Genomic DNA, 14,111 nt, shown 5'->3' on the forward strand with positions numbered 1-14,111 from the left:
ATGCCCGCCGCGTCCTACCACCACATCCGGACCGCTTCCTGGGTTCCCGTGAACCGGAACGCCTCCGTCACCGCGCGCTACCGCGTCCTGCCCTTCCCCGAGAAATGGCGCGACGCGATCCTCACCCTGTGCAACGAGGGGCTCGACCCTGGGGCAGAGCCCTGGCGCACCGTGCCGACCCGCCGCCTGGAGCAGGTCTTCCAGGCATTCGCCCCGGACATTCTGGTGATGCCCCGCCCGTTCCACGACCGTGGCGGTGAACCCGCCCATTGGCTGTATGTGGCCGAGGACGTCCCCGACCCGCTGCCGCCGCACGTTCTCACCCCGCTGCTGAACAGGTGGCTCGGTGAGCTCCGCCCCGCTCCCGAACACCGCGGACTGCTCCGCCGGGTCCGCGCCGAGCTCGCGGAGAACCCGCCTGTCTGGGAACCGGTGCAACGGGAGCTCCTCGCCTGCGGTATCACCCGGGGCGGAACCGCGGCCCCGCAGGAGCATCAGTTCACGCTGACGACCGATTGGCTGGCCCGCCGGGTCCTTGATCTCGGCCCTTACCCGTATGCTTCCGGTTCCCTCCGCTTCCGGGCCATGCCTCGGGGGCCCAGGGACAAGGGCGCCGAGCTGGTTTCGCAGCCGCTGCCCTACGAGCCCGGGAAGCCCGCCGGGACGTGGTGGTTCTCCGTGGTCCTCAACATCACCCTCCACACCGTCCCTTTCGACCCGCTGCCCCGCTTCCACCTGCATTGGTCGGTCCGCCGGTGGGCGACCCGGGTCGGCGCGACGTCGGGCCGTCTGCGTCTTCCCTTCGGCAGCCGTACGACCGTGTTGCTGCGGCCGCGCGTCCCCGTGCTGCCCGGCGTCCCGTTGAGCGAGCGATTCGCTGTCGCCCAGCTGGAGCGGCGCTGGGACAAGGAGAGCCGGTCCTTCATGGACGGCTGGGCTCATGGTGGTCCCGCGCAGCTCCTCGCGGATGTCGCGCTGGGCGAGCCGTTCCCCGACGCGGACGCGATTCTCACTGGGCCCGAGCACTGGCTGCGGAACGACGCCCGGGCCGGCATCGTCCACCGCACCGCCATGGGGTCCCACGAGGTGGGCCCGGGACTGATGCCCCACCAGTGCTCGCAGCTCACGGAGTGGGCCGAGCAGGCACTTCCGGAGCAACTGCGTCCGGCACCCCGGACCGTCCACACCGCGCTCGCCGGTGCGAAGCCTCTCAACGCTCCCCCCGGAACCGTCAAGAAGAACGAGAAGGAGCAGGAGGAGGCCCGGCGGACCGCCCAGCGGCGGGCCGCGGCCGCCTACGCTGTCGCGGCACTCGGGGGAACGCCGGACGACGACCCCCCGGTGCTGGAGGCCCGGCTGCTGTGGCAGACCTCCGAGATGCGCCTCACGGCGGTAGCCGCGCTGATCGAGCGGCTCGGGCTCAAGGGCGACGGCGGCTCGCACAGCGAGGATGCCCACCGTCATGCGACGCCCGCCGCGCCGGTCGTCCTGGAGTGGCAGGCTCCTGAGCTCACTGTCCGGCTCCGTTGCTACCGCCCCGTCCGGGACCATACCGGCGAAGCGGTGGCACTCACGGGCGGGCTGGACATTCCCGAGGGTGTCCGTCGCACCCGGGACGTCGTCACGGCCGCCGTGCACGTTCGCCGCGCCGAAGCCGCCGAGTGGCTGCGCCAGGACCGTACCGGGGGGCAACCCATGCTGGCGCTCGTGGAGATCGACCGGCCCGACGACTTCGCGACCCGTGACCACGATCCCAAGTTCGCCCTCCGGCTGGGGTGCGCGGACGCCGGGTTCGTGACCCAGTTCATCGCTGTGCCCAAGAAGGTCAAGGGATACAACACAGTGGGCAACCAGCGCCACCGTGCTCTGATGGCGTGGGACGACGGCCTGCGCCAGCTCGGCGCTCGCGTCCACCCCGAGCACGGCCTGGAACGGGGCCTGCCGGAGGGCGTGCGATACGGAGCGGTGTGGATGGTTCGCAAGAACCGCACGAGCCGGAACCGGTGGGCGGCCGATGTCCCCGTGGCGGTTCTGGTCACACCCCATGCCAAGGGCAGCGGCCTGGCTCGGGTACAGGGCTGGGACCCGGACGCGGACGACGGGGCCGGCGCCTGGGTACCGTACCCGGCGATGCTGCTGAAGCTGACCCGGCTGGCCGAGGCCCACCCCGTTGTCCCCGCGTCGCGTGAGCCTGAGGAGGCACAGCGATCCGGAAGGAGACGGCGCAGCTGGCGCGCGGACCGCGAGGAGCAACGGCGTGTGGCGGAGGAATGGCTGCAGAAGGTGAGGGCCTCACTGCGCCGCGAGCCGACGCTGCTGTTTGTTGACGCGCAGAACGCGCGCTCGCACTGGACGTGGCTCCAGGACAGTCGCACCGAACCCGATCGCATCCGTGACGGGCATGCCGAACCGCGCCGCCTTGACGCGGATCTGCGGCTCCTGCGGGTGCGTTCGCACAAGAACCGGGAGACACCCCAGTGGTGGGGCGTCAACCCTAAGGATGGACCGAACGGGATGCCGTCTCACCTCTGGGTCCCCGAGGGAGACGCACCGGGTCGGGTCTTCTACTCCACCACCCCCAAGCCGGTGCAGTTCAAGAGCTCCGCCGTCGAGGCTGACAAACTGGCCCCACGCCCCATCCGCATGGGGCCGCGCAAGGGGCAGCCGACCATTGACACGGGAGAGGTCGGCTGGCGACCCACTCTCCTCGAAGTGGCTGTTCTCGGGTGCCATGAGGAGGACGGTGACGACCCTCAAGCCCTGGCGCTCGTGGCGCATCTGCTGCGTCAGCCGCCGGACTACCCGGAGGCGCTCGCGCTGCCTCTGCCGCTCCACCTGGCGGGCCTCGGCCAGCAGTATGTGCTGCCGACGCCCGGCGAGGCCTCAGCCCCGGCTGTTGATGCCGATCCGGCGGAATACCTTGCGCCAGGACTGGAAGCGGAACCGGATGATCAGGAAACCGATGAGGAGGGGCAACTGGCCCTCTTCGGGGAGTTCTTCCAGGGCTGAGGAGGGCAGGCATCGCCTTTGGCAGCCGCGGAGAGCCGGGAGGGCATGTACCCTATGGGTGACAGCTAGGCCCCCCAGATTGGCGTTTCTGCAGGTCAGCAGCTTGCGGGACGGGTGCCCGAGGAGGAGGGTCAACGTCCCCCTCAGACACAGTCGAGAAACCCCAGCTTTGCTGGGGTTTTTCTGTGTTTGGGAGGCGGTCGCAGCCGGTGGTGTAGCCGGTGGTGCGACCAGCAGCCCAGAGATATAGCCATTTTGTCCGGAGTCGGTACCTTGGGTATGCCCGCCTATGGCGGGTTCGCCCTGGTCGGCCCCGGCAGCAGCCGCTTCGCTGCGCTCCCAGAGATCCACGAGGCATGAACGTTCGTACCGACAGCATCAACGGCGACGGGACCACCGTGACCGGCCGCCGACCCGTCCGGGTGGGCGTGCTCGTCACCGCCCTCCTGGCCGCCTGCATCGCCTTCCAGCTCAACGCGAGCATGCTCAGCCCCGCGCTGAAGAGCATCGAGGACAGCCTCGGCGCCAGCTCCGCCGAGATCGGTCTGACCCAGACCGCGTTCTTCACCTCGGCCGCCCTCTTCTCGCTCTTCCTGCCGCGCCTCGGCGACGTCGTCGGCCGCCGCAAGGTCCTGACCGGGATGCTCGCCCTGATGGCCGTCGGCTGCGTCGTGGCCGCGCTCGCGACGAGCGTGCCCATGCTGTTCGCCGGGCGCATCATCCAGGGCGCCTCCGGCCCGGTGGTCCCGCTGTGCCTGATCATGCTGCGGCAGGAGGTCACCGAGCCCAAGAAGTACGGCACCCTGCTGGGTGTGATCACCGCCGTGAACGGCGGCATCGCCGGTGTCGACTCCCTCGCGGGCGGCTGGCTCGCCGACAACCACGGCTTCGGCTCCGTCTTCTGGGCGATGGCCGTCGTGGCCGTCCTCGCCACGGTCCTCGTCGCCACCCTGGTCCCCGAGACCAAGGTCGCGGACGCGCACCGGATGGACTGGCCGGGCGTCGCCACCCTCGTCGTCTCGGTCGGCGCGCTGCTGATCGCGCTCAACGAGGCGGGCAAGCTCGGTGCCGCGAACTGGACGCTCGTGATCGGCCTGGTCGCCGTCGCCGCCGTGGCCTTCGTCCTCTTCTGGCGGACCGAGGACCGCAGCGACCACCCGCTGGTCGCCACCCACCACCTGCGGCTGCGCTCCACGTGGGCCACGCTGCTCACCACCGTGCTCACCATGACCGGTGTCTTCGCCGTCATGAACGGCCTGATCCCCGCCTTCGCCCAGGACGCCAAGGCCGGGCTCGGCATGACCGCCGAGCAGTCCGCGTGGTGGACCCTCACCCCGTACGCCATCGCGGGCCTCGCCATGGGCCCGGTCGCCGGGCGCCTCGCGGCCACCTTCGGCTACGGACGCGTCCTGCGGATCGGTCTCGTCGGGGCCGTGGCGTCCGTCGTGCTGATGATCGTGACGATGCCCGCCCACTCGCGCGTGATGCTGCTGGTGGCCTCGATTCTCGTGGGCATCACCTATGCGGGTGTGGCGAACATCGTCCTCAACGGTCTGGGCATCGTGCTCTCCCCGCGCGAGAACCCGGGCTTCCTGCCCGGGCTCAACGCGGGCGCCTTCAACCTGGGCGCCGGGCTCAGCTTCGCCGTGCTCTACGCGGTGAAGACCGAGCTGATGCCCGCCGACCCGGCCTCCTCGGCCGGCTACACCTCCGGCATGATCGCCGGTGTCGTGATCCTGGGCGCCGCCATCGCGACGTCCTTCCTGATCCCGAAGCCGGTGGCGGCCGAAGAGCACCACTGAGCCGAGCGCTCCTGATCGTGCCCCTGAAGCCGGGGCTGCCCCCGCGGCAGCCCCGGCTTCAGTCGGTTTCCGGCCAGACGGCGTACCGGCGCATGCCGTACAGCAGCGGGGCCGGGCGCGGTTCCGCCAGTTCCTGTGTGCGGACGACCTCGCCCAGGACGATCGTGTGGTCGCCCGCCTCCGTGAGCTGCGTCACCCGGCACTCGGCCACCGCGTGGGCGTCCTCCGGGAGCACGGGCAGGCCCGTGCCCGGTGACCGGTGCCACGGGACCGCTCCGAAGCGGCCCGCCTCCCGGGTGGCGAACGCCTCGGCGGCCCGGCGGCCCGCCCCGTGCAGCAGGTTCAGCGCGAACCGGCCCCGCTCGGCCAGCACCGGCAGGGTGCTGCCCGTGCTCGACGCGCACACCAGCACCAGCGGCGGGGCCAGCGACACGCCGCACCACGCGGTGCACGCGAAGCCGTACGGCTCGCCCGAGCCGTCGTACGTGGTGACCACCGCCACCCCGCTGGGGTGGGCGGCCATCAGGGAACGGAAGGCGTCGGCGTTCATCGCCGGGGCAGGCCCGCAGGTGGATTCCCAGTCGGGCGACGCGACGGTCGGCGTGATGGTCATGGCGGTTTCCTTTCGGGCCTCTCGGCCCTCTCGGCTGTGATGTTCATCGGTTTCCTCCCGGCCGTGAGGGCTGTCACGGCTGTGCCGTTTCACGGCGTGCCCACCGGCGGCCGGGACGAGGCGGCGACCGTTCTGGTGACGGTGACCGTGACGCTCGCCACGCACAGCGCCGTCACCACCCCCGCGAAGACGCCCGCGGCGGTCATCAGCGTGCCGTGGGCCAGCAGGACCGCCACCCCCACGACCGGCAGCGTCAGCCCCAGGTACGCGGCGACGAAATAGCTGGAGACCAGCTCCGAGACCCGGTCCGGCGGCGCCAGGGCGGCCACCGACGCCAGGCCGGACCTGAAGGACGTGCCCGCGCCCGCGCCCCCCAGCACCGAGCCGCACAGGAACAGCGGCAGCGACGCGGCCGACAGCCCCGCCAGCAGCAGCGCGAGCCCGAGCGGCACGGCGGCCATGCCCACCGTCAGGCCGGTACGTGGCCCCAGCCGTACGGCGAGGAGCTGCGCGGCCCCCGCCGACGCGAAGGCGCTGAACGCCACCAGTCCGACCGCGAGGTGGCTGTGGTCGTGCAGGCCCTGGACGAGGAAGTTGCCCGCCAGCGAGGCCAGCAGCCCGAGCAGGGCGAACGACGCGAACACCGCGACCGCCGCGGCGGTGAACATCGGCCGCGCTGCCGTCGGCACGCTCAGCCGCTGCGGCCGCACCCGGCCCCCGCGTGGCGGGACCGGCTCGGGCAGCGACACCACGGCCAGGCCCGGCAGCAGCAGGGCGATCAGCGCGGCGTACGGGACGACGGTGGGGGAGGGCGCGTACTCGACCAGAAGCCCGGACAGCAGCGATCCGCAGCCGAGCCCGGCCATGTTCGTGACCGACGAGATCAGCGCCGCCCGCGGCCGGTCCCGGTGCAGTTCACCCAGATAGGCGGTGGCCGCGCCCGTGGTCAGGCCCACGGACACCCCCGACAGCACCCGTGCCGCGAACAGGCCCGGAAGCGTCGGGAAGGCGAGGAACACCACGCTGCTGACCACGGCCACCCCCAGCGCGGGCACGAGTGTGGCCCGCCGCCCGATCTGGTCCGAGAGCCCCCCGAACAGCAGCAGGGAGACCAGGATGCCCACCGCGTACGCCGCGAAGACCAGCGCGACCACCGGCGGGGACAGGGCGAGCCGCTGCGCGTAGACCGCGTAGACGGGCGTGGGCACGGTGCCGCCCGCCATCACCACGAACAGCACGTAGGTGACGACGGGGACGGCTGCGCGGGAGGCCATGGGCGTCCTCGGTGTCTTCGATGTGCTCGGTGTCCTCGGTGTGCTCGGTGTGCTCGGCGTTGCGAGTGACTTCGGTGCACCCAGTGTCTTCGGCGCGGCGGGGGCGGGCGAGCCCGCCGGGTCCGCCGGCCGCGGTCCGCCGGTCCTCACCAGTCGAAGGCGGTCGCGTCGTACAGATTCACCCCGAGCGCCGCCTTGCCCAGATACTCCAGGCACTCCTCGGGCTTGGCGGGCATCACGGAGGCGAAGGACGCCTCCCGCAGCAGCCGTTCCAGCGGCTGCGAGCGGCTGACCGCGGCCGATCCGCAGATGCGCACGGCGTCCTGGGCGAGCGCGGGGCCGACCTCGCTCACCACGTACTTCGCGGCGTGCACGGCCGCGTTGGCGTCGAGCGTGCCGCGGCTGCCGTCGATCCGCGCGCCCGCCTCGTGGACCAGCGCGCGGGCCGCGCTGAGCCGCGCGGACATCCTGCCGAGCTCCCGCTGGAGCACCGGCGATCCGGCGCGTTTCGGGGACGCCGCCACATGGTCGGTGGTGAAGCGGAGGATCGCCTCGGCGATGCCCAGGTACGCGCCGGTGTAACCGGAGATCATCCAGTGGGGCTCGCGCACCAGCTTGTACATCGACATGCCCTCGACCCCGAGGAAGAGCCGGGAGCGCGGCACCGGGACGTCGTCGAGCACCATGCCCGCGGTGCTCGTGCCGTACATCGCGGACAGGCTGTGCACCTCCCCGAAGGAGACGCCGGGGTCGTCGGCGGCGACCACGAAGTGCGAGACCTCGCCGCTGCCCTCGGTCCCCTCGGCGCGGGCCGCGACCACGTAGTAGTCGGCCACACCCGCGAGCGAGACGAAGGACTTCTCGCCGGAGAGGACGAACCCGCGGCCGTCGGGCGAGAGCCGGTAGGTCGTGCGCACGCCCCGGAGCTTGGCGCCGCTCCCGGCCTCGGACGTGGCGGAGGCGAACATCCTGCGGCCGCGTATCACCTCGTCGTACAGCCAGGACCGGAAGGCGTCGGCGGCGGGCGGCAGCGGTGTCGTGGCCGATTCGCACAGCGAGCCGATCGCGACGTTGTGCATGTTGAAGCCGAGGGCGGCGGCGCCGTTGTGGGCGCCGAGCACGGCCAGCACGCGGGAGTAGTCGGCGAAGCCGAGCCCCGCGCCGCCCGCCGCGCGGGGCACCAGCAGCCCGAGCAGGCCCGCGTCGCGCAGGACGCGGTACGCGGCGTGGCCGGTGGAGCGCCCGGCGTCCACGTCGGCGGCCAGGGGCGCGAGGGCCGCGCCGGTCTCGTCGGCGAGCCTCAGGAGGTCTTCGATGTCGGTCGGGAGGCCGGTCGGAAGGTCGGCCGGAAGGGTGGTGGTGGCCATCGGAGGCCTTTCGTGGTCAGTCCAGGGCCGGTTCGTAGTCGGTTAGTGGTCAGTTCTCGACGGGGAGACCGAATTCCCTGGCGACGCCGACGCGCAGCAGGTCGTTCGGACCGGCGTACGTCAGGGCCGCCATGGGGCTGTGCAGGTCGGCGGGGAGCTCGGAGTCGGCGATGAAGGCGCGGACGCCGGACAGCGCGGTGGCGTGCCCGGTCAGCCGGACGTAGTCCTCCGAGACCGAGATCTTGGTGAGCGCGGCCTCGGCGGACAGCCGCCGGGTGGGCGTACCGGCGTCGAGCCGTGCCGCCATGCCGTAGAGCAGGGTGCGGGAGCGGTGCAGGGCCAGCGCCATGTCGCTCAGGCGTGCGGCCACTTGGTGGCTGGCGCCCATCCTGCGGCCGAAGTGCTCGCGCCCGGCGGCCCATTCGGTGACGCGCGCGAGTGTGCGCCGCATCGGGCCGAGCGCGTAGCCGAGCAGCAGGGCCCGCTCCCAGGTGGTGGTGGACGCCAGGATGGCGAGGCCGGAGCCCTCCGCGCCGATCCGGCGGTCCGCGGACAGCCGTACGCCGGTGAAGGCCAGCTCGCCCATGGGCACGCCCGGCAGCGCCGTCTTGGCGAAGGCGTCGGCGCGCGTCACGCCCGGGGTGTCGACGGGGAAGAGGAAGGCGGACAGGGCGAACGGCGAGCGGTTCTCGTCGGTCCGCGCGAAGACCAGGGCGAGGTCGGCGACCGGCGCCGCGGTGATGAAGGTCTTGGCGCCGTCGAGGACGTAGCCGTCTCCGTCCCCGTTGCCGTCGCGGCGGGCGCGGGTGTCCATGGACAGTGGGTCGCTGCCGCCCTTGCGCTCGGTCAGCGCGTGGCACAGCAGCACCCGTCCGTCCGTCAGGGGCGCGAGGGAGTGCCAGGCGTCCCGGGGGAGCACGGCGCGCAAGGGGTACTGCATGCCGAACACCTGGGAGGCCAGCGCGTAGACCACGCCCGGGTCGACGCCCGCCAGTCCGATGCCCTCGATCATGGCGAGCGAGCGGGTGACGGGGCCGGGGGCTCCTTCTTCCCGCGCTGTGTGCTCCGGTGGGTCGAGGCGGAGCACGCCCAGCCCGGCGAGGGCCTCCCACTGGTCGCGGAAGCCCTTGCCGGTCAGCTGCTCCGCGAGGGGCAGGGCCAGCTCGCGGAACTCGTCGACGACGGCCTCCGCCGGGACGGGGCCCGTGCGCAGGAGACGGTCCACGGGCGTGTGCGGCGGGGTCATCGCGCGGCCCCCGCCCGGACGTCCTCCACGACGGCCCACAGGGCCCGCGGGCTGCGGAAGTTGGCGGCGACGATCTCGGTGTCGGGCAGGGCGATCCCGGCCTCGGCGTCGAGGGCGGTGACGATCTGCATGATGGTGAGCGAGTCGAGCAGGCCCGTCTCCAGCAGCGGGGTGTCGGGCCGGAGCTGCCGGGGGTCCTCCCCGCGGCCCCAAGTGATCTTGCTGCTGATCAGGGTGCAGAGGTCTTCCACGGTGTGCATGTGAGGCTCCTTCAGCGGGATTCAGGTCTCGGTGGCGAGCGCGCGGCGGTCGACCTTGCCGCGGGCGTTGACGGGCAGGGTGCCGGTGACGACGACGCGGTCGGGCAGCATGCGCAGGGGCAGGGTGCCGCGCAGCCCGGCGAGCAGCTCCGCCTCCGGCGCGTCGGCCAGGACGTACGCCCAGATCTCGCCGTGGTGCGGGCCGTCCTTGGCGACGACCGCGGCGGCGGTGACCCGGGGCAGGCCGAGCACGGCGGCCTCGACGTCCAGCAGATCGATGCGGTGGCCGCGCCGTTTGACCTGCGAGTCGGCGCGGCCGCGGAGGAAGACCCGGCCGTCCTCGGCGATCCGGCCGAGGTCGCCGGTGGCGTAGGCGCGGCGGGCGACGCCGTCGCGGAAGACGGCGGTGCGGGTGGGGTCGACGAGTCCGCCGTCCTGGAGATAGCCCTGGAAGACGGTGGTACCGGCGACGTGGATCTCGCCGAGGCCGTCGGTGGGCTTCCCGTCCTCGTCGAGGACGTCGACGGCGTCGCCCGGGACGGCCCGCCCGATGGTGATCTCCTGGTCGGCGGTCCAGTCGGCGGGCACCCGGCTGTAGGTGCAGACGTTGGTCTCGGTGGGCCCGTAGAGGTTGTAGAAGGGCACGTCGCCGAGGAGGCGGAGGTAGCGCTCCAGCGGGCGGGGCGCGAAGGGCTCGCCCGCGAAGGCCGCCACGCGCAGCGCGGCGGGGAAGCGCTCGGCGATGCCGCCCTGTTCGAGCATGCCCTGCCAGAGCGAGGGCACCGCGTAGAAGGCGGTGATCCGCTGCTCGGCGAGCCAGTCCACCACGTCGCGCGGGAAGGAGCGCAGCACGTCCGGCATCAGGACCGCGCAGGCGCCCACGGCGGCCGTGCTGAAGAGGTCGAAGGTCGTGAGGTCGAAGGTGAGCGCGGCCTGCGACCCCACGCGGTCGGCCTCGGTCAGCCCGAGCTCGGCGGCGGCCCACACGGCGAAGTGGGCGACGTTGGCGTGGGAGAGCAGGACCCCCTTGGGCCTGCCGGTGCTGCCCGAGGTGAACAGCACATAGCCGCCGCGGTCGGTGGGCGCGGGCAGGGGGCTCGGCCCGGCCGTGGGCGGCAGGGTGCGCAGCCGGTTCAGGCCGTGGTCGAGGGAGCCTTCGGCGGGCTCGGGGGCCCCGGCCTCCGCGGCGGCCCGGCGGGCGCCGGGCAGCGCCCGGTCGGCGGCGAGCAGCAGGGAGATGCCGCCGCCGCGCACCATGTGCGCCGTCCGCGCGGGCGGGTCGGCCACGTCGAGCGGGGCCACGACGGCCCCGGCCCGCAGCCCGGCGTAGATGCCGAGGACGGCGGCGGTGCCCTTCGCGGCGTAGACGCCCACGCGGTCCCCGGGCGCCAGGCCCGCGGCGGTCAGCTGCCGTGCCAACGCGCCCACGGCGTCGTCGAGTTCGGTGTACGTCCAGGTGCGTCCCTCGGCGATGAGTGCGGGCCGGTCGGGGTGGCGGCGGGCGGACGCGGCGAGCAGGGCGTCCAACCGGATGTCGGCGGTGTGGGTGGTGTGGGTGGAGTCGGAGGTGTGGGTGGAGTCGGTGACATCGGCGATGCCGGTGGTGTCGCTCACGGTCGGATCTCCTGCTGCTGCGGCACGAGGTCGGTGAGGTGGTCGGTGAGGAAGGTGCGGACGGCGTCGACGACGTCGGCGGTGCGGTCCAGGTGCGGTGAGTGGCCGCAGTCGGCGAGCTCCAGGCGGTGTACGGGCCCGGTCAGGGCGCGCTGTGCCGCGTCGAGGTGGGCCGGGCTGCCGTACTGGTCGCGGTCGCCCTGGACGAGGAGTACGGGCGCGGTGACGCCGGCGAGGTCGGACGCGATGTCCCAGGAGCGGAACGCGGGCGAGAGCCATACGTCGCTCCAGCCCTCGAAGACGGCCCGCGGGTCCTGGTGGTAGAAGGCGAGTTCACGGGCGAGCGGGCCGGAGAGGTACGACGCGCGGGCCGCCTCGACGCCCCGCAGGGTGCGCTCCTCGGCGAAGAGGTGGGGGGCCATCGCGACCGCCGCCTCGACGGGGTGCGCCGCCGCGTGCAGCAGCGCGATCGAGGCGCCGTCGCTGTGGCCGACGAGCACGGGCCGCCGCAGGCCGAGCCGGTCGAGGAGCTCGGGCAGGACCTCGTACGCCTCCTCGTGCATATAGCGCGGGGAGCGCGGCAGCCGGGCCGGTCCGGAACTCCCGTATCCGTGGCGCGAGTAGACCAGGACCCGGCGGCCGGTCGCCGCCGCGAGACGGGCGGGAAAACGCCGCCACATGGCGATGCAGCCGAGTCCTTCATGGAGGAGGACGAGGGGCGCCGTATCGGGGTCGCCGCCTAGGACGGTGTATTCGACAGGGCCTCGGGAAATCTCGATGGTGGACATTCGATGTCCTCGCTGTGAGTGCCGGTCAGGGTGAGCAGTCGGTTGGGGTGAACAGAGGAACGCCGCACGCCGGACCATCGGCGGCTCCGATACTTGCCGACGACAATGACGCCGTCAACGGCTTTCTGGTTGAAGGAAGTTGAGAAGAGATTCACGCCCGGCCGCGGTAAACTGCGCAAGCTGCGGAATGTGAAATTCCCGCCTCTGTGAGGTGTTCCGGACCTCTCTCGAAAGCTTCTTCGGGGTGTGGACGAAGAGGGAATCCCGCCCTCCGTGATCATGAATCGAATCGCGGACGGCGGACTCCAGTTTTTCTGACGCTGTGTCATTCGACGTGGTGTGTGAAGGTGTTCCGTCGTATCGGCGAGTGGTGGGTGAAGGGTGCCGTTCCATGAGTAAATCGGTGGCGCCGTACCGGCCGTGGCCGCTAAACTGGACACCTTCATTCAAGGGAAGGTATAGCGCGAGGCCCTCGCGATTGTCCGCGCGAGCGAACGGGGCGCGTGCCGCCCTGACGGCCGCCGCCCTGCCCTTCCCGTTGGTCTCGCCGGAATCCCGCGGGTGCCGGTCGTTCCGGTCCGCCCGGCGGCCTCGTGTGCTCCAGGACCCGGTCGTGCGCCCCATTGAGTACCGCCTCCCGCACCCTGACAATCAGGGCAATGGGGGAGGAGGGTGTCCGTGAGCGACGTACAGGATGCGGTGATCATCGGAGCCGGTCCCACCGGCCTCGCGCTGGCCATCGCGCTGCGGCAGTACGGCCTGGGCGTGACCGTCGTCGAGAAGGAGCCCAGCACCAAGCGCGAGCCCCGCGCCAGCGTGATCTGGCAGAGAGCGCTGGAGGTCCTGCGCGACCTCGGCTGCGCCGACGCGTTCCTGGCGAAGGGCCTGGAGTCGTCCCGGGCGGAGGTGTACGTGCGCGGGCGGCGCATCGGCGGTCACGAGGCGGTGGCGCCCGGCACTCCGTTCCCCCGGCCGCTCTCCATCGAGCAGGACACGGCGGAGCCGCTGCTGGTACAGCGCCTGCGGGAGCTCGGCACCGACGTCGTCTGGGACACCGAGGCCGTGGCCGTCCGTGTCCGCGGGGACGGTGCCGAGGTCGACGTCCGTGGCCCCGACGGGGCGGCGCGCACCCTCGCCTGCCGCTGGCTCGTGGGCTGCGAGGGCTCCCACAGCGTCGTGCGCAAGGCACTCGGCATCCCCTTCGAGGGCGAGCGCCGCGAGAACCTCCAGGCCGTGCAGCTCAACGCCGAGGTCGACTGGAAGTACGGCGACGAGCGCGACACCACCCGCATCTTCGTCGAACACCGCATGTGCCTCATCGCCGACTCCCGGCCCGGCGGCGGCTACCGCTTCTTCTGTTTCCTGCCCGACCCCGACCCCGGGATCGCGGCACCGCCCAGCCCCGACGAGATGCGCGACATCGTGGCCCGCTGCGCCCACGACCCCGCCCTGCAGCTGATGCCCACCGAGCCGCCGTGGGCCAACCGGGCCCGCTTCCACGACCGGCTCGCCGCCTCGCTGCGCGTGGGCCGCGCGCTGCTGGTGGGCGACAGCGCCCACCTGTGGGCCCCGGTCGGCGGCCACGGCCTCAACACCGGGCTGCGCGGCGCCCACAACCTGGGCTGGAAGCTCGCCGCCGTGCACCACGGCTGGGCCGGGGAAGCCCTCCTCGACACCTACAGCACCGAGCAGCGCCGCACAGCGCAGCAGGTCATGCGGGACATGCGGCGCAACATCCTGGAGCTGCCCGCCGGTGCGCCCACCCTCGCCATGATGCGGATCGTCGGCCCCGCCGTGCTCGCCAGCGATCGCATGAACCGGCGCGGACAGGCCATCCTCAGCGACTTCATCAGGGACCACCGCGCCAGCGCTCTCTCCACCGACTCCGGCCGCCACCGCCACCGCCACCGCCGCGGTGGCGGCGCGCTGCGCGCGGGCGACCGGGTGCCCGACCTTCCCGTCCTCCAGGGCGGTCGGCAGAGGCGCCTGCACGACCTCCTCTCGTACGGGAGGTGGACGCTGCTCGTGGTGCCGGACGGGGGTGACGCGATGGGGTTGCGGCGGATTGTCGACCGCTTCGCCGTACCGGCGGAGGTCTTCCATGTGCGGTCCGTCCCGGACGGGGGTGGGCTGCCGGG

At 72.5% G+C, this 14,111-nt stretch carries 10 protein-coding genes; 3 read left to right on the forward strand and 7 right to left on the reverse strand.

The genetic code is table 11. The annotated features are described in order from the left end of the window. Both K6I34_RS04325 and K6I34_RS04330 read left to right on the forward strand, forming a co-directional pair. Entirely contained in the window at positions 1-3,009 is a 3,009-nt protein-coding gene (locus K6I34_RS04325) for a pPIWI_RE module domain-containing protein (protein WP_229322717.1), read from the forward strand. 356 nt (positions 3,010-3,365) lie between these two features. Next, a complete protein-coding gene (locus tag K6I34_RS04330) occupies positions 3,366-4,811 on the forward strand; it encodes an MFS transporter (protein ID WP_229322718.1) in 1,446 nt (481 codons plus the stop codon). Between the two features lie 58 nt (positions 4,812-4,869). Here the strand turns inward: K6I34_RS04330 and K6I34_RS04335 are convergent, their stop codons facing one another. The 7 genes from K6I34_RS04335 to K6I34_RS04365 form a co-directional block, all read right to left on the reverse strand. Next, entirely contained in the window at positions 4,870-5,424 is a 555-nt protein-coding gene (locus K6I34_RS04335) for a flavin reductase family protein (RefSeq protein ID WP_229322719.1), read from the reverse strand. Between the two features lie 89 nt (positions 5,425-5,513). Beyond that, positions 5,514-6,698 carry an MFS transporter gene (locus tag K6I34_RS04340; RefSeq protein WP_229322720.1) on the reverse strand — a complete coding sequence of 395 codons (1,185 nt, stop codon included), beginning with the start codon at positions 6,696-6,698 and terminating at the stop codon, positions 5,514-5,516. A gap of 146 nt (positions 6,699-6,844) precedes the next feature. Further along, positions 6,845-8,065, reverse strand: a complete 1,221-nt coding sequence (locus tag K6I34_RS04345; RefSeq protein ID WP_229322721.1) for an acyl-CoA dehydrogenase family protein — start codon at positions 8,063-8,065, stop codon at positions 6,845-6,847. Positions 8,066-8,114: 49 nt separating this feature from the next. Beyond that, positions 8,115-9,311: an acyl-CoA dehydrogenase family protein gene (locus K6I34_RS04350; RefSeq protein ID WP_229322722.1), complete on the reverse strand. Its 1,197-nt coding sequence runs from the start codon at positions 9,309-9,311 to the stop codon at positions 8,115-8,117. After that, positions 9,308-9,571: an acyl carrier protein gene (locus K6I34_RS04355; protein WP_229322723.1), complete on the reverse strand. Its 264-nt coding sequence runs from the start codon at positions 9,569-9,571 to the stop codon at positions 9,308-9,310. Before K6I34_RS04355 ends, K6I34_RS04350 begins: the two co-directional genes overlap by 4 nt. 21 nt (positions 9,572-9,592) lie before the next feature. After that, on the reverse strand, positions 9,593-11,185 hold the full coding sequence (locus tag K6I34_RS04360; protein ID WP_229322724.1) for an amino acid adenylation domain-containing protein: 1,593 nt from the start codon (positions 11,183-11,185) through the stop codon (positions 9,593-9,595). Continuing rightward, positions 11,182-11,973: an alpha/beta fold hydrolase gene (locus K6I34_RS04365; protein ID WP_229322725.1), complete on the reverse strand. Its 792-nt coding sequence runs from the start codon at positions 11,971-11,973 to the stop codon at positions 11,182-11,184. Before K6I34_RS04365 ends, K6I34_RS04360 begins: the two co-directional genes overlap by 4 nt. A gap of 678 nt (positions 11,974-12,651) precedes the next feature. On the opposite strand from K6I34_RS04365, the gene K6I34_RS04370 reads away from it, so the two are divergent. Beyond that, positions 12,652-14,111: FAD-dependent monooxygenase (locus K6I34_RS04370; protein WP_229322726.1), on the forward strand; the 1,460-nt coding region annotated here is incomplete at its 3' end.

The sequence above is a fragment of the Streptomyces sp. UNOC14_S4 genome (assembly GCF_020740835.1).
Lineage (GTDB): Bacteria > Actinomycetota > Actinomycetes > Streptomycetales > Streptomycetaceae > Streptomyces.